The following is a 22024-nucleotide window of genomic DNA, read 5'->3' on the forward strand; positions in this document are numbered from 1 at the left end:
AAGTGCGTCGTTATCGCTAGCGTATCAGTTCATGCGCACTGACGCATCTCAATGCAGCGAGCGGGACATGACTATATAAGGCACCGTTCGTGTTAGCTCATCGGGCGACAACTTCGGCGGTCAGGAAATCGTCGATAAGCTCGACGGTTGCGTCCGGATTTTCTTCCATCATCCAATGGCCGGCGCCAGGCACGACGGCTTGCCGCACGTCTACTGCGGCATTGCGCATCACCGTGGCCATCATCGGACCGAACGATTTTTCGCCGCCCACCGCCAGCACCGGCATCGTCAGCTTGACCTTCGATGCGGCGCGGTTGTCGGCCACGTCATGGGTGGCGATCGTATTGAATTGCGCAAACGAGGCCCGCATGGCGCCGGGTTGCGCATACAGCCTGGTGTAGTAGGTCCGGGTGGCCTCGTCCACCCTGGCCGGGTCGGCGGCGAACTGGTTCCACAGGCGGTCCAGGAAGATGCGCTCGCGGCCCGCCACCAGGCGTTCGGCTTCCTTGCCGCCGAAATTGAAATGCCACAGGCGGGGATCGAGCACCAGTTCGTCCCACGGCGCCACGCCGGGCACGGGGGCGTCCATCACGACCAGCCGCGTCACCTTGTCCGGATAGCGCACCGCATAGCATAGGCCACCATGGTGCCGATATCGTGGCCGACCACGTCGGCCCGGTCCAGGCCGAATCGCTCGACGACGGCGGGGATGTCGGCGGCCTGCGACTTCTTGTCGTAGCCGCCCGGCGCCTTCGACGACAGGCCCAGGCCGCGCAGGTCGGGTACGATGACGGTGTGATTGCGCGCCAGGCGCGCGGCCAGCGGACCCCACATATCGCCGGTGTCGCCGAAGCCGTGGATGAGCACGACCGCCGGGCCTTTGCCGCCGCTGCGGACGTGGATGGTGGCGCCGTCGGCGGTCTGGACGCTGGCCGTCTTGAAGCCCGCGGGCATCGACGGTTCGGCGGCCCGCGCCGCCAGCGCCAGGAAGCAAACGGCGAAGGTGCAGCAGACTGAGCGGTACGCTTTCATGATCGTCTCCTCGCACGCGATACCGCCAGCGTAGCGCATCTGGCGCGGTTTCACGCCTTCCGAAAGACTGGCACAATGCCCAGCTCGTCGCACTCGCACAACCTGCCTCATGGAAATTCTTTTCGACCGTTACGCCGATGCCATTGCCCGCCTGGACCTGGATGCCATCGCCGCACCCGCCGGCATTCCAGAACGCTTCCTGTTGGCACATGAAGGGCGTTACCGCAGCTATTACATTCCGTTCGAATCGGTGAACCGCGCGGCGCGCGTGGTGGTGGTCGGGATCTCTCCCGGTTTCGTGCAGTGGAAAAATGCGATGCGCGAGGCGCAGCGCCGGATGGCCGCGGGCGCTTCAACCGACGAGGTGCTGGTGGCAGCGCGCCAGGCCGGCGCCTTCAGCGGCGCGATCCGGCCCAATTTCGTGGCCCTGCTCGATGCGATCGGCGTGCAGCGCTGGCTCGGCATCGCCAGCTGCGCCACCCTGTTCGGCCCCGATGCCGGCCTGGTCCACATCGGCGCCATCCTGCGCCATCCGGTCTTCGTCAACGGCAAGAACTACAGCGGCACGCCCGCCATGCCGCGCCATGCCTTTCTACGCGAAGAAACGCTGCGCTACTTCGCGCATGAAGCGGCCATGCTGCCCGACGCTGTATACATCCCGATGGGGGCCAGCGTCGGCGAAGGCCTGGACTGGCTGGCGGCGCAAGGCGTGCTGCGCGCCGACCGAATCCTGCACGGCCTGCCCCACCCTTCCGGCGCGAACGCCGAGCGGGTCGCCTACTTCCTGGGCCGCAAGGACCTTTCTGCGCTATCGAGCAAGACCAACGGCGCCCAGCTCGACGCTGCGCGCCAGGCCTTGCAGGCGCAGATGGAGAGTTTGATCGAAGCTCAGCGGATCTCGAGCTCGAAGGTGTCGACGCCGTCGACGCCCCCGCGCACGCGGTCGCCCGGCTTGAGCGCCGCCACACCCGACGGCGTGCCCGAATAGATCAGATCGCCCGGCGCCAGCGTCACGAAGCGCGACAGGTAGGCGATCACGTCGGCGATCGGCCAGATCAGCTCATTGAGGTTGCCCTCCTGGCGCAGGGCGCCGTTCACTTCCAGCCAGATACGGCCTTCAGAAGGATGACCCACTTCGCTCACCGGATGCAGGGCGCTGCATGGCGCCGAGGCGTCGAAGCCCTTGGCCATGTCCCATGGGCGGCCGGTGTCCTTGGCCACCGCCTGCAGGTCGCGCCGGGTCAGGTCCAGGCCCACGCCATAGCCCCACACCAGGTCGAGCGCATTAGCCGGGTCGACATTGGCGCCGCCCGCGCCCAGCGCCACCACCAGTTCGATCTCGTGGTGCAGGTCGTCGGTCGACGGTGGATATGGCACCGCGCCGCCGGCGGGCACCACGGCGTCGGCCGGCTTGGTGAAGAAGAACGGCGGCTCGCGGTTCGGATCGCTTCCCATCTCGCGCGCGTGCGAGGCGTAGTTACGGCCGACGCAGAACACGCGGCGCACCGGGAAACGGCTGCTCGAACCGCTGACGGCCACCGAAGGGGTGGCGGGTGCGGTGATGACGAATTCGGACATGCTCATCCTTTCATAGAGGGAAGCATGATCATACTACCGCCACGAACGCCCGTGGTCCGACGGCCTATTCAGGCCGGCGCCATCGTCTCCTCGGATTCGGACGCCGACGCCGGCTTGGGTGCCGATGCCGCTTCCGCCACCGCCGCGAGCGCCGCGCTGGACTCGAGGATGCGCGCCAGCGCCGTCATGTCGACCGGCTTGACCAGGTGGTGGGCGAAGCCCGCCTGCAGCGCCCGTTCGCGGTCCTTGGCCTGGCCGTAGCCGGTCACGGCGACCGGCACCGTGGCCGCCGTCTCGGGCAGCGACCGCAGCTCCTGGGCCAGCTGGTAGCCATCGACATCGGGCAGGCCGATATCGATCAGCATCACGTCGGGCCGCTCGGCGCGCGCGCGGCGCAGGGCCGATTGCGCATCGTATTCGACTGAAGTGGCGTGGCCCTGCACCTGCAGCAAGGTGGACAGGCTGTCGGCGGCGTCGCTGTTGTCGTCCACGATCAGCACCCGCAGCTTGCGCTGCAGGACGGCGCGCGCGTCCTCGGGGTCGCCCGGCCCTGCTTCACTGCCGTCGCAGGCGCCCGCCACGCAGGGCAAGGTCAGCGTGAAGGTGCTGCCGAAGCCGACGCCTTCGCTGTGCGCCGCCACCTCGCCTTCGTGCAGGTCGATCAGGCGCTTGACCAGGGTCAGGCCCAGCCCGAGCCCGCCCTGCGAACGCGCCAGCGTGCGCGCGCCCTGGGTGAACAGGTCGAACACGCTCGGCACCAGGTCGGGCGGCATGCCGGACCCGTTGTCGCGCACGCGCAAGGCCATGCGGCCATCGACCGCCTCGAGCGCAAGCGTGAGCTGGCCGCCTTTCGGCGTGTACTTGGCGGCGTTGTTGACGATATTGGCCACGCTCTGCACCAGGCGCGTCTGGTCGCCGCGCACCCAGACCGGCGCATCGGGCAGCTCGACCCGCACCTGGTGCGATTTTTCCAGCACCAGCGGGCGGGTCTGGTCGAGCGCCCCGGTCACCACCTCGCGGAAGTCGATCGTCGCCAGCTTGAGCTTGACCAGGCCGCGCGTCACGCGCGAGACGTCCAGCAGGTCGTCGATCAGGCGGCTCATGTGCTTGACCTGGCGGCTGATGATGGAACTGGTCTGGCAGATGCGCGGTTCGGCCGCGAACTGCATGCTCAGCAGGCTGGCCGAGCTGCTGATCGGCGCCAGGGGGTTGCGCAGCTCGTGCGCCAGCATAGCCAGGAATTCGTCCTTGGCGTGGCTCAGGCGCTCGGCCTGCACCCGCGCCGCGCGCTCGCTCTGCAGCAGCGCGTCGCGCTCGAGCGCCGCATCGCGCAGCGTTTCCTCGAGACGCGAGCGGCGCACCACCTCGCGCGTGTGGCGCGCCACGTCCTCGGCCATCGCCGTCTCTTGTTCGGTCCAGTGGCGCGCGAACGGCTCGTGCAGGTAGAACACGGCCGACAGGCGCGCTTCCTCGATGATCGGCACGATCACCACCGCGCGCGCGCCGATGCCGGCATAGGCCGCGGCGCATGGCGCCGAGCGGGGATCGGCCGCGACGTCGTCGATGCGCACGGTGCGGCCCTGGCGCAGCATGTCGGCGATCGCGGATCCGAATTCATCCAGGGCGTGCGACATGCCGGCCAGGCTGACCATGCGGCCCTCGGTCCAGTCGCGGTCGATGCTGACGGTGCGGCCGGCGGAATCGATTTCACCGTAGCCGACGCGCGCCACGCCCAGGGTCTGCCCGGTCATGGCGCTGGTGGCCTTCATGATGTGGATGGCGTCGTCCAGGCCGTCGAGGGTCTCGCCCAGCTTCTGGTGGAAGGCGTGGCGGTGTTGGGACAGCACGTCCGATGTGGTTTCGGTGAGCACGCAATAGACGCCGGCCACCTGCCCCGCATGGCGCACCGGCGACAGCGACACGGAAAAGAAACGCCGCTCGCGCTTGCCGTTGCGCTCGAATTCCATCAGGGCGTGCTGGAGCTGGGTCGCTTCGCCGGCCAGCACGAGTGCGAAATATGGACGCATGCGCTCCCACAGCTCGGGGCGCACGCTCGCGTATGGCGCGCCGCGCGCTGCCGGGTGCTTGTCGCCGAGCAGGTCGGAATAGGCGTCGTTGTAGAACAGGCGCAGGTCGTCGCCAATTGCCAGGAACATCGGGAAGCGCGAGGCCTGGATCAGGTCGCCAATGGCGCGCAAGCCCTCAGGCCAAGTGTGCGGCTCTCCCAGCGCCAAACCGCCGACGGCCGCCGGCGGGAAACTGCTCAGATTGCTCATCAGGATTACCCAGTGTGGTTCTCTCGCGAAGCTGGCTGGGCTTAATACACTGGAACGTTTCCCCTCGCGTTCTTATTGCCCCGCCGCCAACATTTTCTCGTTGTGGGCGATTATAGCGAGCAAACAGATCGGGCTGCGCCCGTTACACATCAGTGACTTTTGGTGGTTGCAATTGCACTACAACAATTAGCTAATAGATCTCGGCGGCGGCGGCCCGCACGGCCGTCAAGAGCAGGTCTGCGCCCGGCGACAGCAAGTGGTCTTGCTGGCGGATGATGCCGAAGTCATCCATCTTGCATGGGAGCTCGATCGGCAGGATGCGCATCACGTTCAGCGAGGCGTAGTACTGCGCCACCTCTTGCGGCATCACGTGCAGGGCGTCGGTCTGCTGCAGCAGCGCCGTCACCAGCAGGATCGCCGTCGTGTCGACCACATTGACCGGCGGCGCCAGGCCGGCGCGCCGGAACATCATGTCGAAGCGGTGGCGCAGGATGCTGCCCGGCGACGGCAGGATCCACGGCCGGGCGGCGATGTCCTCGAGGGTGAGGCCGCGCCGCTCCAGCAGCGGATGGCCGGGGCGGACGACGGCGCAGGCCGGCTCCTCGCTCAGCTCTTCGTAGATCAGGCCCGTCGAATCCTCCTTGTCCAGGATGCGGCCGATCATGAAGTCGAGGGTGCCGTGCTTGAGCTTGTCGAGCAGGACGTTGCTGGATTCGAGCTGCACGCCGATGCGCAGCAGCGGTGCCTGCTCCTTGATGCGCGCGATCGCGCGCGGCAGCAGCGCCATCGCCGGCGCCATGATCACGCCCACCTCGACCTGCCCCGCCAGCCCGGCCTTGAGCGCGACGATGTCGTCGTGCGCCAGCGCCAGGCTGGTGAGCGCCATGCGTGCGTGGCGGATCATGGTCTCGCCGTAGATGGTCGGCTCCATCCCGCGCGGCAGGCGCTCGAACAGGCGCACGTCGAGCATCTCTTCCAGGTCCTTGACCTGCTTGGACGCCGCCGGCTGCGTCATGTGCAGTTCCTCGGCCGCACGGTGGATGTTGCGGTAGTCGTCCAGCGCGATCAGCAGCAGCAGCTGGCGCGTCTTGAGGCGCGCCTTCAGGAACCAGTTCGGGTTTGTCGTATCCATCAGGAAATCATATCAGCCTGCTCACTTGCAGCCCGGCGCCGGATTCGCGGTAGGACCTTCCGCCGTCTGCGGCACGGGCAGGATGGCGCCGTCCGGGCCGTAGCGCAGTTCTTCGACCGCGACCGAGCGCCGGTATTCGCCGCCCGTGGGCAGCTTGCCGTTGTGGTAGAAGATGTAGGACTTGTTATTGAACTCGACGATGGCCTGGTGGATCGTGTTGACGTTGGTGTTCTTGTCCATGATCACCCCGCCCATGGTCCAGGGGCCGACGGCCGTGGGGCCGGTCATGTACACCGTCTCTTCCGGGAAGTGGCGCGAATAGGTCAGGTAATAGCTGCCCTTGTGCTTGTGCAGGTAGGCCGCCTCGACGAAGTGCTCGAGGCCGACGGTGTGGATCGGGCCATCCAGCTCGATCATATTGGGCTTGAGCTTCGCGTACTTCATGACCGTGTTGCCCCAGTACAGATAGGCCTGGCCGTCGTCGTCGATGAACACGGCCGGATCGATGTCGTCCCACAGGATTTTGGTTTGCCTGGTCATGTCGTTCGAGACCAGCGCCTTGCCGAGGGCATCCACGAAGGGACCGGTCGGGCTATCGGAGACGGCGACGCCGATCGCCTTGCCGGGGATGGTGGCGTGATCGACGGTCGAGTAGAAATAGTACTTGCCGTCGCGCTTGACGATGTCCGAGGCCCAGGCATCGCGCCCGGCCCACTTGAAGGTCGAGTAGCGCAGCGGCGAGCCGTGATCCGTCCAGCGCTTCATGTCACAGCTCGAATAGACGCGCCACTCGTTCATCACGTAGTCCTTGCCGCCGACCGGGGCCTCGTCCTTGCCGACATAGACGTAGACGCGGCCGTTGTCGACCAGCGCCGCGGGATCGGCGGTGAAGATGTCCTTCACGATCGGGTTGCCCGCATGCGCACAGGCTGCCGCGCACAGGCCAGCGGCGAGTATGGCGTTCTTGAACATCGTGTCTCCCTGGTTTTATTTGGATTTGAACGCCATCACGCGCTGCACCACGCAGAACACGAACAGCAGGCCGCCGATCACGATCTTGGTCCACCACGAGCTGAGCGTGCCGTCGAAGGCGATCAGGGTCTGGATCGTGCCCAGCACCAGCACGCCGGACAGCGAGCCGAGGATGTAGCCGTAGCCGCCGGTGAGCAGGGTGCCGCCGATGACGACGGCGGCAATGGCATCGAGCTCCGTGCCCTGCGCATGCAGGCCGTAGCCGGACAGCATGTAGAACGCGAACAGCAGGCCCGCCAGCGAGGCGCAGAAGCCGCTGAAGGCATACACCAGGATCTTGGTGCGGCCGACCGACAGCCCCATCATCGCGGCCGACTGCTCGTTGCCCCCGACCGCATACACGGCGCGCCCGAAGCCGCTGTAGTGGGCGAGCCAGACCGCGAAGGTCAGCATGGCGAGTGCGATCAGGGCGCCGGGCGAGACAAAGCCGCCGAAGAACGGGATCTGCGTCTGCGACATCGCCACGAACAGCGGATCCTCGATCGTGATCGACTCGATGCTGATCAGGTAGCACAGGCCGCGCGCCAGGAACATGCCGGCCAGGGTGACGATGAAGGGCTGCAGGCGGAAATAATGGATGACGGCGCCCATGCCGCCGCCGAACAGGAAACCCAGCGCCAGCACGGTGGCGATCACCGCCAGCGGCGGCCAGTGCGCCACCTGCAGCAGCCAGGCCGCGATCATGGTCGACAGCGCCAGCACGGCGCCAACCGACAGGTCGATCCCGCCCGAGAGGATCACGAAGCCCATGCCGATCGCGATCACCAGGAGGAAGGCGTTGTCGATCAGGAGGTTGAGCATCACTTGCAGCGACAGGAAACCTTCGTACAGGGCGCCGCCGACCAGCAGCATCGCGGCCAGCAGGACCACCGTGACCAGCGAAGTAAAGGAAGGGGCGCTCGACAGCTTGCGTGCCTGCTCGACGACCGCGTTCATGCCGCCCTCCGCTTCCACAGGCGCTTGAACTGGTCCGACTGAGAAATACAGACCAGGAACACGACGACCGACTTGACGACCATATTGACCTCGGGCGGCACGCCCAGCGAATAGATGGTGTAGGTGAGCGTCTGGATGATCAGCGCACCGATGATGGAGCCGGCCAGGCTGAACTTGCCGCCGGCGAGCGAGGTGCCGCCCAGGGTCACGGCCAGGATGGCGTCGAGTTCCAGCATCAGGCCGGCGTTGTTGGCGTCCGCACTCTTGACGTTGGAGCTGATCATCAGTCCCGCCATGCCGGCGCAGGCGGCAGCGAACACGTAGACGAACACGATCAGGGCCGCGGTGCGGATGCCGGCCAGGCGCGCGGCAACAGGATTGATGCCGACCGCCTGGATGAACAGCCCGAGCGCGGTGTGGCGCAGCAGCAGCGCGGTGATGCCGAACACCGCCGCCACCACGAACAGCGCGAACGGCAGGCCGAACAGGTAGCCACTGCCGAGGAGGAAGAACGGTTGATAATAGACGGTGACGATCTGGCCATCGGTCAGGAGCTGGGCCAGACCGCGCCCCGCCACCATCAGGATCAGGGTCGCGACGATGGGTTGCAGGCCCAGGCCGACGACCAGCGCACCGTTCCACAGGCCGCACAACAGCGCCGCGCCGAGGGCGGCCGCCATCGCCAGCAGCATCGGCGTCTCGGCCACGTAGACCGGCACGCCGTCCTGGATCACCATCGTGCCCCCGATGAGCATCGACGCCACGGTGCCGGACAGCGCCACCACGGCGCCGACCGAGATGTCGATGCCGCGCGTGGCGATCACGAGGGTCATGCCGATCGCCGCCAGCATCAGCGGCGCGGCGCGGTTGACGATGTCGACCAGGGAGCCGTACAGGTGGCCGTCCTTGATCTCCAGGCGGAAGAAGCCGGGAATCAGCAGCAAGTCGATCAGCAGCAGCGCGGCCAGCGCGGCCAGGGGGCGGAACAGGTGATGCCCTGTTGCGCGCGCGAGCAAGGAGGCGGGCATGGGCGTGTTCGGCTTCGTGGCCGGCGTGGCCGCCGCCACGGGCGCTTGTTCCTTGACGATCATTGGCAGCCCTCCCCTGCGATCACATGCAGCACCGAGCTGTCGTCCAGCTCACCGCGGCGGTACTCGCCGCAGGCCTTGCGGTCGCGCATGACGACGATGCGGTCGGAGACGCGCAGCACCTCGGGCAGTTCGGACGAGATGAACAGGATGGCCATGCCCTTGCGGCACAGTGTGGTGACGTAATCCATGATTTCCTGCTTTGCCCGCACGTCGATGCCGCGGGTGGGTTCGTCGAGGATCATCAGCTTCGGTTCGGTGGCCAGCCAGCGCGCCAGCAGCACTTTTTGCTGGTTGCCGCCCGAGAGCGTGCCGATCGGCGTCTCGATGGACGCCGTCTTGATCCCCAGTTGCTTCACGTAGTAGTCGGCCAGCTCCTGCTGGCGCCGCAGCGGGATCGCGCGCAGCAATCCCTGGCGCGCCTGCAGGGCCAGGATCAGGTTTTCGCGCACCGACAGGTCCAGGATCGCGCCCTCGTGCTTGCGGTCTTCGGAGCAGAAGCCGATGCCCTCGCGAATCGCGTCGCGCGGGGTGGCGAAGGTGCTTGAACGACCGCCGATCTCGATCGCGCCATCGTCCGCCTTGTCGGCGCCGAACAGCAGGCGCGCGGTCTCGGTGCGGCCGGAACCCAGCAGGCCGGCAAGGCCCAGCAACTCGCCCTGCCTGATGGTCAGGTCGAGCGGCGCCAGCACGCCCCGGCGCGCGAGTTCTCTTGTTTGCAGGAGGGTCGGACCGGCCTGGTGGCCTTCTTCGATGCAGGTCTGCGGCTGTTCCTGGGTGTCGGCGGCCACCCCGATCATCTTGTTCACCAGGACCAGGCGCGACAGCTCGCTGCACAGGTATTCGCCTTCGCGCTCGCCGTTGCGCATCACCGTGATGCGGTCCGAGATCGCATAGGTCTGCTCGAGGAAGTGGGTGACGAACAGGACCGCCATGCCCTGCTCGCGCAGGCTTTTCAATACCGAGAACAGCAGCTGCACCTCTGCCTCGTCGAGGCTGGACGTGGGTTCGTCGAGGATCAGCACCTTGGCCGAGATGTTCAGCGCGCGAGCGATGGCCACCATCTGCTGGATCGCCAGCGGATAGCTGGCCAGCGGCCGGCTGACGTCGACGTTCACCTGCAGGCGCGCGAGGAGCTCGGTGGCGTCGCGGCGCATGCGGCGCCAGTCGATCATCCCGAAGCGGCGCGGATAGCGACCGATGAAGATGTTCTCGGCGACCGACAGGTTCGGGCACAGGTTCACTTCCTGGTACACCGTGCTGATGCCGAGTTCCTGGGCGTGCTGGGTCGAGCGCGGTTCGATCCGCTCGCCATCGAGCACGATGCTGCCGCGCTCCGGCTGGTAGACGCCAGTCAGCACCTTGATCAGGGTGGACTTGCCGGCCCCGTTCTGGCCCATCAAGGTATGGACTTCGCCCGGATACAGGCGCAGGCCCGCATCCGACAACGCTTTCACGCCCGGGAACTGTTTGTGGATGCCGGTGACGTCGAGCACCGGCACTGCCGTGGTCGAGGCGAGCATGGCCGCCTCAATATTTGCGGTTCGGGAATTCCTTGGCTGCGACTTCGGCCGGGAAGACACCTTCTTGCACCACGATGCGCTTCGGCACCGGCTTGCCGGCCTTGACCGCCTTGGCCGCTTCCATCAGCTGCGGGCCGAGCAACGGGTTGCATTCGACGGTCACGTTCAGCTTGCCCTGCAACATGGCCTCGAACGCGCCGCGTACGCCGTCGATCGACACGACCAGGATGTCCTTGCCCGGCTTCAGGCCGGCTTCCTCGATCGCCTGGATGGCGCCGATCGCCATGTCGTCGTTGTGCGCATACAGCACGGTGATGTTCTTGCCCTCGGACTTGAGGAAAGCTTCCATCACCTCCTTGCCCTTGGCGCGGGTGAAGTCGCCGGTCTGGGAGCGGATGATCTTCAGGCGCGGTTCAAGCTTCATGACTTCCGCGAAGCCGGCCTTGCGGTCGATGGCCGGCGCCGAACCCACGGTGCCCTGCAGCTCGACGATGTTGTAGGCGCGAGTCGGGTTCTTCTTCGCGTGTTCCACCAGCCAGCGCGCGGCGCGGCGGCCCTCTTCCACGAAGTCGGAACCGAGGAAGGTGACGTACAGCGACTCGTCGCTGACCTTGACGCCGCGGTCGGTCAGGATGACGGGGATATTGGCGCGCTTGGCTTCGCGCAGCACGGTGTCCCAGCCGGATTCCACGACCGGGGAGAAGGCGATGACGTCGACGCGCTGGGCGATGAAGGAACGGATCGCCTTGACCTGGTTTTCCTGGCGCTGCTGCGCGTCGGCGAACTTGAGGTTGATGCCGGCCTTCCTGGCGGCGTCCTTGATCGAGGCGGTGTTGGCAGTGCGCCATTCGCTTTCGGCGCCGACTTGCGAGAAGCCGATCGTGAAGGGCTTGGCGGCGAAGGCGGCGGCCGGCGCGATTGCGGCGGCCACCGTCGAGGCAACTGCGACACCCAGGACGTTCCTACGGGTCAGTCTCATCACTTTGTCTCCGGTATTGTTGTTATGCAATCCTAGGACAAAGCGAGATATTGATCCAATCAATTTTTTGAGAGTTGCGATATGTTTTTCAATATCTATCGCGACCTGCCCCCTGGACCGGCAGGCAGGTCCTTCGGTCACGGCTCAGGAATATGCCGAGCTCATATTCAACACCCCATTCGCCCCGCGCGGGAAGAATCCGCCCATGGTGACCGACTCCCTGGTCAGATAAACGATATTGAGCACATCGCCCGGCGTGCGGCTGAAGGCAATGCCGTCCTTGTCCAGCGGGACGATGTTCGACACGGTCGCATCCGACGCGTGAACGATGCCCTGGTCCACATCGCTCGTCCCATCAAGGCTATCGCGCGCGTCCGAGATCGCGCCGGCCGCGGTGCGCAGCGACGGCGTGCTCAATCCCTTCGAGTACAGCACCGTGCGCACCAGCCCCGCGTGATAGGCCTCGGCCGCCAGGATGCCGGCCGCCGCCTCGAGGAAGGTCTTGTTCTGGATGAGCGGCGAAGCGCCCTTGTAGGCGGTCACGCCGACGTCTTCGAAGATGAAGGCGCCGAGCAGGAAGTTTTCGTCGCTGGCATACGGGTCGAAAGCGACGCCCGGGCCGACCAGACCGGCCGCGCGCGCCGCGCTCGAGAACGTGCCGTTCGGATCGGTGCCGCCGATGTCCAGCGCCGGCTGGGCCACCGCTGCCGTGCCAAGCGCGCCGCGCAGGAAGGCGACGTGGGCGATCTCGTCCTGCGCGATTTCCTTCGCATACTGGGCCACCAGCGGATCCTTGAACTGCACCTGGCGGCCGCCGGTCACCGCACCCTGCGTGCCGGCCCCGGTCAGCAGATTGGCCGGAAGGCCGATGCCCAGCGCCGCATACGAATAGAACTGTGCTTCCAGGTACTCGAGATTGAGCGCGAAATTGAGGATGTCGACGTCGGTCGGCGTCGCAGCCTGGGCGATGGCATCCTTGACCGAGCCGCCGCAGGCGCTCAGGAAGGTGCCGCCCACCATGCCGACGCTGATGCCGCCGACATTCTTGAAGAAGGAACGCCGTTTTTCCAGCTTTTGCTTGCGTGATTCGAGTAATGCCAAGGTCACATTCGTGTCTGTCATGGTAGTTCTCCTGTCGGAATAGCAATCAAGAAACTTCGCCAGCGCATGCTTAAGAATTTCAATCAGGAAATCTGCTTGAAACCAGCGACACGGCGCATGCAGCTTGTACTCGCGCCGGCTGCGTTCGGTTTCAACTATTTGACGACACGCGAGGCCGCTCGCGTGCGCGTGCTCGGCGATAGCGCGTGATATTGTCGAAACAAGCAGATTTCTTTCCCACGCGCTAACGTCAAGGTGCCCGGTGCCAGACTCCCACCCGATCGATCCCGAACAGCTCAGGGGCTGGCTGCAAGCGGCAGCGCGGCACGACGCGCCCGCGTTTCGCCTGCTCTACGACGCCACATCGCCAAAACTGTTCGGCTTCGCGCTGCGTATACTGGGTAAGCGGGAGTTGGCGGAGGAAGCCCTGCAGGATGGCTTCGTAGCGATCTGGCATGGCGCCGCCAGTTATCAGGCACACCTGGCCGCGCCCATGACGTGGATGACGACCATCGTGCGCAACAAGGCGCTCGACCTGCTGCGCAGGCAAGCGCACGATGCCGGCATCGACGGACCGGTGTTCGACGAAGGCGTCATGGCCGCGCTGCACGATCCGCGCGCGACACCGATCGATGCGCTGCTCATCAGCCGCGACGCCAAGGCGCTGGCCTACTGCATGTCGACGCTCGAGGGTGAGCACCGGCAAGTCGTGGGGCTGGCATTCTTCCATGACCTGTCGCACAGCGAGGTAGCGCAACAGATGGCCATCCCCATCGGCACTGTCAAGACCTGGATCCGGCGCAGCCTGGAACGTCTGAAGGCCTGCCTGGCGAAAGGCGAACGGCCATGAAGCTGCGCGACCATCCCGCCCTGTGCGACAAACTGGCCGCCGAATACGTCCTGGGCACACTCAAGGGCGGCGCGCGGCGCCGCTTCGAGACCCATCTGCGCGACGACGGGACCCTGCGCCGCCTCGTGCACGAATGGGAAGAGCGCCTGGCGCCGATGGCCGAATTCTCGTCCCCGCAGGCCGCGCCCGGGCGGGTTTGGCTGGCCATCGAACGGCGGCTCGGATTGCGGCGCCGTCACGCCGCATGGCAGTTCTGGCGCAGCGAATCGCTGGTCTTCTGGCGTACGCTCGGGCTGGCCTCGATGGCCTGCGCGCTGCTTCTGGTGGGCATGATCGGTTCGTCGCTGCTGGACCGTCCACGGGTCGACTACCTCGCCACACTGCAGGACGACAAGGCCCGCACCGCGCTGGTACTGACCGGCGACAGTCGTCGCCAGCTACTGACCGTGCGTCTGGTCGAGCCGGCCCCGGTCGCCGCCGACCGCAGCCTGCAGCTGTGGGCCGTGCCGAAGCAAGGCAATCCGCGTTCGCTGGGCGTGCTGTCCGACCGCGGCGTGATCGAACTCGAATTGAGCCGGACGGCGATCGGCGACGACGTGGCGCTGCTCGCCGTGTCGCTGGAACCGCGCGGCGGCTCGCCGAAACCGGACGGGCCGACCGGGCCGATCCTCTACAAAGGCAACTGGGTGCGGATGCTGTAGCGGCCGGCCCTTATCTTAGCAACCGTAATCCATACAGCCGGCCGGTCACCGAACCCGGCCTGGCGACGAAGCGCACGCTCAGCTTGCCCTTGGTGGCCTGGCGTATCGACGCAGGAATCGGATAATCCACGGTGTAGATCTGTTCCACCACATCCGCCGCCAGGCTGACGCTCGCCAACAACTGGTCGTTGAGCAGCACATCGAACCGCCGCCCCGCATCCTCCCTGGAAAACGCCAGCCGCAACACGCTGGCCTCCCCCTTCGGATCCTTCAGCTCATAGCTGAACCACCCCGCCGCATGCCGCCAGTGCCGGCCGTTGTCGATCCCGGCCTCACTGCCCTCCCCTTTGAAGAAGTGATCCGACTCCGGCTGCTGCTCGCCCGGCGCGACCTGGTCGATGGTCCTGGCATTGAGCGCGATCCGATCCGCCTCGCGCTCTGCGTTCGCGGCCTGCTGGGCCTTCAGCCCATCCGGTGTCGCATGCTGCCAGTACATCGTGTAGCGCGACTCATGCAGGCGGAAAAAAGGTATGAACTCGGTGCGCGGCCCATCCGCGCCATGCACCAGGCCCGGCGCCGTGAACGTCAGCGGCTTGCCGGCCACCGGCTTGAAGCGGGCGATGAAGTCCGTCGAATCGCTGACGAACATCGGCGCCGCCTCCAACGGGCACGTTGGCCCCGAAGCGATATGCCCCATGCGCGAGTCGTCAGCCAGGTAATTCAGCTTGTCATCATCAAACATGCGCGTGCGCGCCGCCAGCACCACCGGGCCATGCAGCACGGCGTAGTAATTCGACCTGCCCGGCATCTGTTCGAGATGCGTCGTCATCGGCAGCCGCACGTCGACCCGGTCGCCCTTGCGCCAGGTGCGCTCGATGGTCGCATAGCTGCCCGGCTGCGCGTCGCTCTTCACCGCAGTGCCATTGACCTTCACCTCCATGCGGCCAGGCGCTACCCATGCCGGGTAGCGGATCTTGATCGCGAACCGGCCTTCTCCGTCGACCGTCAGGCGCGTGGTGTCTATATCCGGGAAAGTCGTGGCCTGGGTGATCCTGACGCCCTTTTCCTTCCAGTCCAGGGTGGAGGCGACGAACAGGTTCACGAACAGCGTGTCCTTGTCGTGCGCGTAGATGAATTCGCCGTACTTGGCGTGGCTCTCGATGCCCGAGCCGACGCAGCACCACATGCCCTTGTCCACCTGAGAATACACGCGGTAGTGGTTCGGCCGCATCGGCGTGAAGTAGACGAAGCCGCCCTCCGGCCGCTGAGACGACAGGATGTGGTTGTACAGCGCCCGCTCGTAGTAGTCGCCGTAGCTGCCCTTCTGCTCCGACTGGAACAGCATCCCGGTCAGCTTCAGCATGTTATAGGTGTTGCAGGTTTCCGGGCCTTCGACCTCGTGCACCATGGGATCGAAATCGCCCGTGCTGTGGAAGTGCTCCTTGACGCTGTTGCCGCCGATGGCCACCGTCCGTTTGTCGACCACGGTCTGCCAGAAGAAGCGCGCCGCTTCGCCCATGTCCTGCCGTCCCGTCATGTCGGCGATGCGCTTGAAGCCGATCACCTTCGGGATCTGGGTGTTCGCGTGCAGTCCGGTCAGCTGGTCCTGTTTTCTCGCCAGCGGCTGCAACACAGCCTGGTGCGAGAAGGCCAGCGCCAGGTCGAGGTATTTGCGCTCGCCCGTCATCTCGGCCACGTCGACGAAGATCTCGTTCATGCCGCCATGTTCGCTGCGCAGCATGGTCTGCATCTGTTCCGGCGACAGCTTCGAGCTCAAGGCCAGCGCCCAGTCGGACAGCTGCACCAGCATGATCTTCGCATCCTCGTTGCCAGCGTAGCGGTAGGCGTCGCGCAAGCCGGCATACACCTTGTGCAGGTTATACCAGGGCACCCACTTGCCGTTGACCGAGAAGTTATCGGCTTCCAGCTTGCCGGCCGCGATGTCGCGCCAGGCCTGGCGTCCGCCGGGAATGCCGCCGAGATAGCCGTCGCCGTTGGCCTGCTGCGCGCGTTTGAGCTCGGCCACGAAGTAGTTCAGGCGGCGCAAGGCTTCCTGGTCACCGGTCGAGGCATGCAACAGCGCCAGCGCCGACAGGTAATGGCCGCCCATATGACCGTCCAGGCCTGTCGATTCCCAGTTGCCATAGCTGGGCCGGCGCGGCTGCAGGCCGGCTTCGCGCAGGAACGGCGCAAGCAGGCGGTCGGGCTCCATCGCCATCAGGTAGTTCAGGTTGGTGGCCTGGGCGTCGAGGAATGGACCGGGGCCCAGGCGCACTGCGGCGAGCGGGAACAGCTCCGCCGCCTGCGCGCAGGCGCCGGCGGCGATCAGGGTCAAGGCAGCGATGCAAGTCTTCATTTTTGCAGTACGCTCTGGTAGCGGTTCAGGTCTTTCTGATCGAGCACGGGCCAGCCGCCCGCATCCCAAGTCATGTCGAGCACCTTCAGCTTTTGCCGGTACTTGTCGGCGGTCTCGTAGGCGTGCAGCACCATATAGTCCTTGCCGTCGAAGGTATAGGCGCTGTTGTGGCCGAGCGCCTGCCAGTCGCCGTCGCCCTGGATCACGAGCGAGCCGCCGCCCCTGGCCATGTCGACGCCATTGCGGTCGAGATAGGGACCGGTGACGCTCTTCGACCTCCCCACCACCACCTTGTAGGAGCTGTCCTTGCCCTTGCAGCACAGGTCCCAGGACGCGAACAGGTAGTACCAGCCGTTCTTGGGGAAGATGAACGGCGCCTCGATCTGCGCCGGCGCGGCTTCTTCGTCCGGCGTGAAGGCGGGACGTTCGCGACGGGCGATCGTGTGCCATTCCTGCGGCTCGGCCAGGCGGGTGCGGCTGGCGTCCAGCTTCACCAGCTTGAGGCCGCCCCAGAACGAGCCGAACGACATCCACGGCGTGCCCTGGTCGTCGTCGATCACGTGCGAGTCGATCGCATTCCACAGGTCGCGGCCCGGCACAGACTGCACCACCAGTCCCTGGTCTTCCCATTTGTAGCCGGGCGCACGCGGGTCCAGGGTGCTGTTGACGGTCACGCCAATGGCCGAGGTGTTCTTGCCGAAGCCGGACACCGAGTAGTACAGGTAGTACTTGCCGTCATGGTGGTAAATATCGGGCGCCCAGATATGGCCATTGAAGCTCGGCGCGGCCTTCGTCGCCCACGCCGGGCCTTCCGGGAATACGCGTCCTTCCGGCTTCCAGGTCTTCATGTCGTGCGAGCTGTAGACAGTGATACCGGGGCCGGTGCTGAACAGGTAGTAGCGATCCTTCTCCTTCGTCATCACCGGGTCGTGCACGCCGACCTGGGCGGCGTATGCCGCACCGGTCAGCGCGGCCGCCGCCGCCATCGCGACAAAGGCGATCGCGCGCGCGGCCTTCACTTCACGCCTCGACGGCGAACACCATGACGGCCTTTGCCGGCACCTTGATCGTCAGCTTGCCGTCGGCCGCCTTAGCGCTGAACGGCGCCGGCTTGACCGCCTGCGGCTGCTCGAAGGTGTTGTGGGCATCCATCTTCTCGGCCGTCAGGACCTGGCCCGAGACGCTGCCCACGTTCATGCCCGCCACATTCAGCGCCACGTCGCTGGCGCGGGTCGGGTGCGTGTTGACCAGGGCGACGTAGACCTTGCCGTCCTTGCCGCGCGCCGCGGTGGCGCTGATTCCCGGCACCGCCTTGCCGTTGCTCGAATAGGCCACGTCGTTGTCGACCGCCACCGGCAGCTTGGTCGCGTCCTGGAACGGGATGTACATCTTGTAGGCGTGGTAGGTCGGCGTGAGCAGCATCTTGTCCTTTTCGGTGATGATCATCGCCTGCAGCACGTTCACCATCTGCGCGATATTCGTCATGCGCACCCGCTCGGCGTACTCATGGAAGATGTTGAAGTTGAGTGCCGCCACGACCGCATCGCGGATCGTGTTTCGCTGGAACAGGAAGCCCGGATTGGTGCCCGGCTCCACGTCATACCAGGTGCCCCACTCATCGACGTAGAAGCCGATCTTCTTCTGCGGATCGTTCTTGTCCAGGACGGCGATGTTCTGCTTGATCTGCTGGTCGATGCGCAGGGTCTGCTGGATGGTCGAGAACCATTCCGATTCCGGGAAGCCCGTCGCGGCGCCCTTCTTGTCCCACACGCCGGTCGGCAAGGTGTAGTAGTGATAGCTGATGCCGTCGGTGCCGCGCGCGGCTTCGCGGCTCAACACATCGGTCCACTTGGTGTCGTTGTCGTTGCCGCCGCTGGCGACGATCTTCGGCCGCGCGCCCGGCGGCGTCTTGAGGAAGGTGGCGTAGTGGTTGTACAGGTGGGCATAATATTCCGGCTTCATGTTGCCGCCGCAGCCCCAGGCCTCGTTGCCGATGCCGAAATAGGCGACCTTGTACGGCTCCTTGCGGCCGTTCTTGCGCCGCAGTTCGGCCAGTGACGACTTGGTGTCCGAGGTCATGTACTCGAGCCATTCGGCCATCTCTTGCGGGGTGCCGGAACCGAGATTGCCGTTGACGTAGGCTTCGGTGCCCAGCAGCTCGACCAGGTCGAAGAACTCATGGGTGCCAACCGCGTTGTCCTCGGCCACCCCACCCCAGTGGGTGTTGACCTTGACCGGACGCTTGTTGCGCGCGCCGATGCCGTCGCGCCAGTGGTACTCGTCGGCGAAGCAGCCGCCCGGCCAGCGCACCAGCGGCACCTTCAGCTCCTTCAGCGCGCCCACCACGTCGTTGCGCCAGCCGCGGGTGTTCGGGATCCTGGACTCCGGCCCCACCCACAAGCCCTCGTAAATGCCGGTGCCGAGGTGTTCGGCGAACTGGCCGTACACGTTCTTGTTGATGACCGGGCCCGGCTTGGTCGTGTCGACCGACACGCTCACCTGGGCGAAGGTCAGGGCCGGCAAGGCGGCAAGGCTGCATGCGAGGATGATGGGCTTGAATGCTTTCACTGTCGTCTCCTGGTTTTAGTAAGTCTTATTTGAATACCGCGACGAAGCCGCCGCGTGGTTTGATGCTGACGCTGGTCTTGCCGGCCTTGATCGGGGCCTGGCTGAACGCGCGTTCGCCATCGCCGTCGGTGGTCAAGGTTCCGCTGCGCCCTTCGATGAAAGAGAGGTCGAGATCGACGCTGCGCGCTTCGTTGTCGGCATTGAACCCGGCCACATACCAGCTGTCGCCGCTCTTTCTCGCGATGACCGCATGGCGGCCCGGATAGCCGTCGATGAAGCGCACGTCGTCCCAGCTGCGCGGCAGCTCGCGCAACAGGTTCTTTACGTAATCGGGAACGCCGGCCATGCCTTCGGGCCGCTCGGCGAAGTGCTGGATTCCGGACAGGAGCAGCACCGCCTCGGCCAGCTCGAAGCCGTTGCGCGTGACGCGCTTGATCTTGGGGATGTCGCCGAACACCAGCGGCGTGTAGTCCATCGGGTCGAACAGGTTGCGGGAAAACGGCAGCATGGCGGCGTGCGGCGGCATCGCATCCTGGTCCTTCTGGTCGAAGGTGGTGAACTCGAAGCCCTTCACCGCCTCCACCGTCATCAGGTTCGGGAAGGTGCGCGACCAGCCGCGCGGCAAGGTGGCGCCGTGGAAGTTCACCAAGAGGCCCGCATCGGCCGCGGCCTGGAGCATGTCGACGTAATAGGCGATCATCGACTTGCCGTCGCCGGCGAAGAAGTCGATCTTGACGCCCTTGATGCCCATGTTGCGCAGGCGTTCGAACTCGCGCGCACGCGCTGCGGGGCTGAGCAGCGCGCCTTTCGGAGTGTATGGCGTCTTGTTCCAGGCGCCGGACGAGTTGTACCAGACCAGGATTCCGATCTTCTTCGCGGCCGCATAGTCCACCAGCTCGCGCATGCGCTCAAAGCCGATCTTGCGGTCCCAATCGGCATCGACCAGCGTGTAGTCCCATCCCATGTCGGCCGCGTAGTCGACGAAGCGCTTCTGGGTGTCGATATAGGTGCCGTCGTCCTTGAGCAGCGCCCAGCTCCAGGATGCGTGGCCGGGCTGGATTTTGGCCTTGTCGAAGGCGATCGCGGGCGCCGCCAGATCGGTACCGAGGGTCGATTCGACCAGCGTACGCAGGCTGCCCAGCGCGACGATGCGCCACGGCGTGATCAGATCGCCCTTTGACTCGGCCAGCAGTGCGCCGTTCGTGAACACCTCCGGCGCCGCCGGGACGTCGAGGCGGTAGACGCCGCCGCGCGAATCGGTGTGCAGGCGCGAGGCGTGGAAGCTGCCGTCCATGTTCGCTTCCGTGAGCGCCACCCAGGTCTCGCCGGTACGGAACAGCGCCGGAAAGACCCAGCCGGCGCCCAGGCTCGACGGGGTGCCGACCGGGATTTCGCGCTGGTAGTGTTCTTCGTAGGAGGGATTCGTGTTCGACCAGCCGGTCTGGGCGACCGACATCGGCTGCAGCCAGGCTTTCGCGGACTGATCGAAGGCGAAGGCCGTGGTTTCGCGGACGAATTTCAGGTTCTTGCCGGCGACGCGGTAACGGAAGGCGACGCCGTCGTTCGAGACGCGGAAGGTCACGTCCATCGCCTGGCCCTGGGCGTTGCGCACGGTATGGGTCTGTTCGTTGGCGCGGTAGGTGATGTGGCGCTTCTTGGCGGTGGCCAGTTCGTAGCGGTCTTCGATCGGCTTGACCTGGGAGCTGGCGGCCAGTGTCAGGCCCTGGGTCAGGTCGGCGCCCTGCACCGCGATGCCGAGGTTCGACGGCAGGATGACGGGTTTTCCGTCGCGGGTGACGGCATAGGTCAGTGTGCCCGTGGGGGACACGGTGACCTCGACCGCGATGTGGCGGTCTGGGCTGGTAAGCGGTGCGGCGTGCGCTTGTGCGCAGAAGGCCCCAAGGACGAGCAGAGCGGTGAAGCGGTATGCAGTCATGGCAAGCTCCAGTACGTCGTACCCGCGTAGGCGGGTACCCAAGTTTTGCGTAAGTGGTCGCGGAACTTGGACTCCCGCCTAAGCGGGAATGACGTTGTTTGAGTGAGCGGGAACGCCAGCGTGAGCGAGTCCCGTATTGCAGCTACAGACGATCAGGTCCAGCCAGCATCGACGACAAAATCCTGCGCCGTGCACATCCTGCTGTCGTCGGCGCCGAGGAAGAGCACCATGCGCGCGACGTCGTCGGGCATCAGCTTGCCCGGCAGGCACTGCGCCTTCTTGATCTCCACCTCGGCCGCCGCGTCGACCCACAGCTCGACCTGACGCTGGGTCATCACCCAGCCCGGCGTGACCGTGTTGACCCGCACGCCGAACGGCCCCAGGTCGCGCGCCAGGCTGCGCGTGAGGCCGATCACGGCCGCCTTGGTGGTGGCATAGACCGGATACCCGGCGCCCTTGGCGTGCCACGACATGGAGCTGAAATTGATGATGGAGCCGCCGCCCTTCTTCTTCATTCCCGGCAGGACCGCCTGGCAGGTGAAGAACATCGGACGCTGGTTGATGGCGGTGCGCTCGTTCCAGTAGTCGAGCGAGACGTCCTGGATGTCGTGGCGCTGGTCGTTCGCCGCATTGTTGACCAGGATGTCGAAGTCGCCCAGCTGCGCGGCCAGCTCCGCCATCGTGCGCTGCAGCGCCGGGATGTCGGTGATGTCGCAATGGCGGTAGACCGGCGCATGCGGCCCCGCATCCGCCAGCCGTGCGCACAGCGCCTCGCTGGCCTGCCGCGCGACGTCGACGAAGGCCACCACTGCGCCCTGCTCCACGAAAGCCTGCACGATCGCTTCGCCGATGCCGGTCCCGCCTCCCGTCACGAATACCCGCTTGCCCCGCAGGCTGGGGTAGTTCCCCGTCTGTTCCATGCTTGTCTCCATCTCT

Annotated in this window: 17 protein-coding genes and 1 pseudogene; 3 read left to right on the plus strand and 15 right to left on the minus strand. The window is 65.8% G+C overall.

From position 1 onward, the window contains the following. Positions 1–97: 97 nt before the first annotated feature. Positions 98–1032: pseudogene (locus tag J3U95_RS09935) on the minus strand (alpha/beta fold hydrolase). A gap of 109 nt (positions 1033–1141) precedes the next feature. Between J3U95_RS09935 and J3U95_RS09940 the strand changes: the two are divergent. Continuing rightward, complete coding sequence (locus J3U95_RS09940; protein WP_208278433.1) at positions 1142–2020, plus strand: hypothetical protein; 879 nt, start codon at positions 1142–1144, stop codon at positions 2018–2020. Here J3U95_RS09940 and J3U95_RS09945 read toward each other — a convergent pair. From J3U95_RS09945 to J3U95_RS09985, 9 genes are all read right to left on the minus strand, one after another. Continuing rightward, the gene (locus J3U95_RS09945) at positions 1921–2610 is read right to left on the minus strand and encodes a fumarylacetoacetate hydrolase family protein (protein ID WP_208278434.1); all 690 of its coding nucleotides are present in this window, start codon (positions 2608–2610) and stop codon (positions 1921–1923) included. The genes J3U95_RS09940 and J3U95_RS09945 overlap by 100 nt on opposite strands. 68 nt (positions 2611–2678) lie before the next feature. Next, complete coding sequence (locus J3U95_RS09950; protein WP_208278435.1) at positions 2679–4886, minus strand: hybrid sensor histidine kinase/response regulator; 2208 nt, start codon at positions 4884–4886, stop codon at positions 2679–2681. A 190-nt stretch (positions 4887–5076) separates the two neighbouring features. Beyond that, a complete protein-coding gene (locus tag J3U95_RS09955; protein WP_208278436.1) occupies positions 5077–6018 on the minus strand; it encodes a LysR family transcriptional regulator in 942 nt (313 codons plus the stop codon). Between the two features lie 21 nt (positions 6019–6039). Further along, positions 6040–6990, minus strand: a complete 951-nt coding sequence (locus tag J3U95_RS09960; protein WP_208278437.1) for a glycoside hydrolase family 43 protein — start codon at positions 6988–6990, stop codon at positions 6040–6042. Between the two features lie 15 nt (positions 6991–7005). Continuing rightward, positions 7006–7986, minus strand: coding sequence for a galactofuranose ABC transporter, permease protein YjfF (yjfF, locus tag J3U95_RS09965; RefSeq protein ID WP_208278438.1), 981 nt, complete (start codon positions 7984–7986; stop codon positions 7006–7008). After that, the gene (locus tag J3U95_RS09970) at positions 7983–9014 is read right to left on the minus strand and encodes an ABC transporter permease (RefSeq protein WP_229519754.1); all 1032 of its coding nucleotides are present in this window, start codon (positions 9012–9014) and stop codon (positions 7983–7985) included. Before J3U95_RS09970 ends, yjfF begins: the two co-directional genes overlap by 4 nt. A 59-nt stretch (positions 9015–9073) precedes the next feature. Then, positions 9074–10597 carry a sugar ABC transporter ATP-binding protein gene (locus J3U95_RS09975; RefSeq protein ID WP_208278440.1) on the minus strand — a complete coding sequence of 508 codons (1524 nt, stop codon included), beginning with the start codon at positions 10595–10597 and terminating at the stop codon, positions 9074–9076. A 7-nt stretch (positions 10598–10604) separates the two neighbouring features. Next, entirely contained in the window at positions 10605–11576 is a 972-nt protein-coding gene (locus J3U95_RS09980) for an ABC transporter substrate-binding protein (protein ID WP_208278441.1), read from the minus strand. Positions 11577–11720: 144 nt separating this feature from the next. Continuing rightward, complete coding sequence (locus tag J3U95_RS09985) at positions 11721–12698, minus strand: ferritin-like domain-containing protein (protein WP_208278442.1); 978 nt, start codon at positions 12696–12698, stop codon at positions 11721–11723. Positions 12699–12939: 241 nt separating this feature from the next. Here J3U95_RS09985 and J3U95_RS09990 point away from each other — a divergent pair, with 241 nt between their 5' ends. Both J3U95_RS09990 and J3U95_RS09995 read left to right on the plus strand, forming a co-directional pair. Beyond that, positions 12940–13527, plus strand: coding sequence for a sigma-70 family RNA polymerase sigma factor (locus tag J3U95_RS09990; RefSeq protein WP_208278443.1), 588 nt, complete (start codon positions 12940–12942; stop codon positions 13525–13527). Beyond that, positions 13524–14228, plus strand: a complete 705-nt coding sequence (locus tag J3U95_RS09995) for an anti-sigma factor (protein WP_208278444.1) — start codon at positions 13524–13526, stop codon at positions 14226–14228. Before J3U95_RS09990 ends, J3U95_RS09995 begins: the two co-directional genes overlap by 4 nt. A 10-nt stretch (positions 14229–14238) precedes the next feature. Here J3U95_RS09995 and J3U95_RS10000 read toward each other — a convergent pair whose 3' ends face one another. The 5 genes from J3U95_RS10000 to J3U95_RS10020 form a co-directional block, all read right to left on the minus strand. Further along, positions 14239–16584, minus strand: coding sequence for a glycoside hydrolase family 127 protein (locus tag J3U95_RS10000; protein ID WP_208278445.1), 2346 nt, complete (start codon positions 16582–16584; stop codon positions 14239–14241). Then, positions 16581–17603, minus strand: coding sequence for an arabinan endo-1,5-alpha-L-arabinosidase (locus tag J3U95_RS10005; protein ID WP_370662055.1), 1023 nt, complete (start codon positions 17601–17603; stop codon positions 16581–16583). The genes J3U95_RS10000 and J3U95_RS10005 overlap by 4 nt, the downstream gene beginning before the upstream one ends. A 1-nt stretch (position 17604) precedes the next feature. Then, on the minus strand, positions 17605–19152 hold the full coding sequence (locus tag J3U95_RS10010; RefSeq protein WP_370662056.1) for an alpha-N-arabinofuranosidase: 1548 nt from the start codon (positions 19150–19152) through the stop codon (positions 17605–17607). A gap of 25 nt (positions 19153–19177) precedes the next feature. Next, entirely contained in the window at positions 19178–21088 is a 1911-nt protein-coding gene (locus J3U95_RS10015) for a glycoside hydrolase family 97 protein (protein WP_208278446.1), read from the minus strand. 152 nt (positions 21089–21240) lie between these two features. Beyond that, positions 21241–22008 (minus strand): SDR family NAD(P)-dependent oxidoreductase, encoded by a 768-nt coding sequence (locus J3U95_RS10020; RefSeq protein WP_208278447.1) that lies wholly within the window; start codon positions 22006–22008, stop codon positions 21241–21243. Positions 22009–22024: the final 16 nt, after the last annotated feature.

This window comes from Massilia oculi, from assembly GCF_017582745.1.
In the GTDB taxonomy this organism is placed as follows: Bacteria; Pseudomonadota; Gammaproteobacteria; order Burkholderiales; family Burkholderiaceae_D; genus Telluria; species Telluria oculi_A.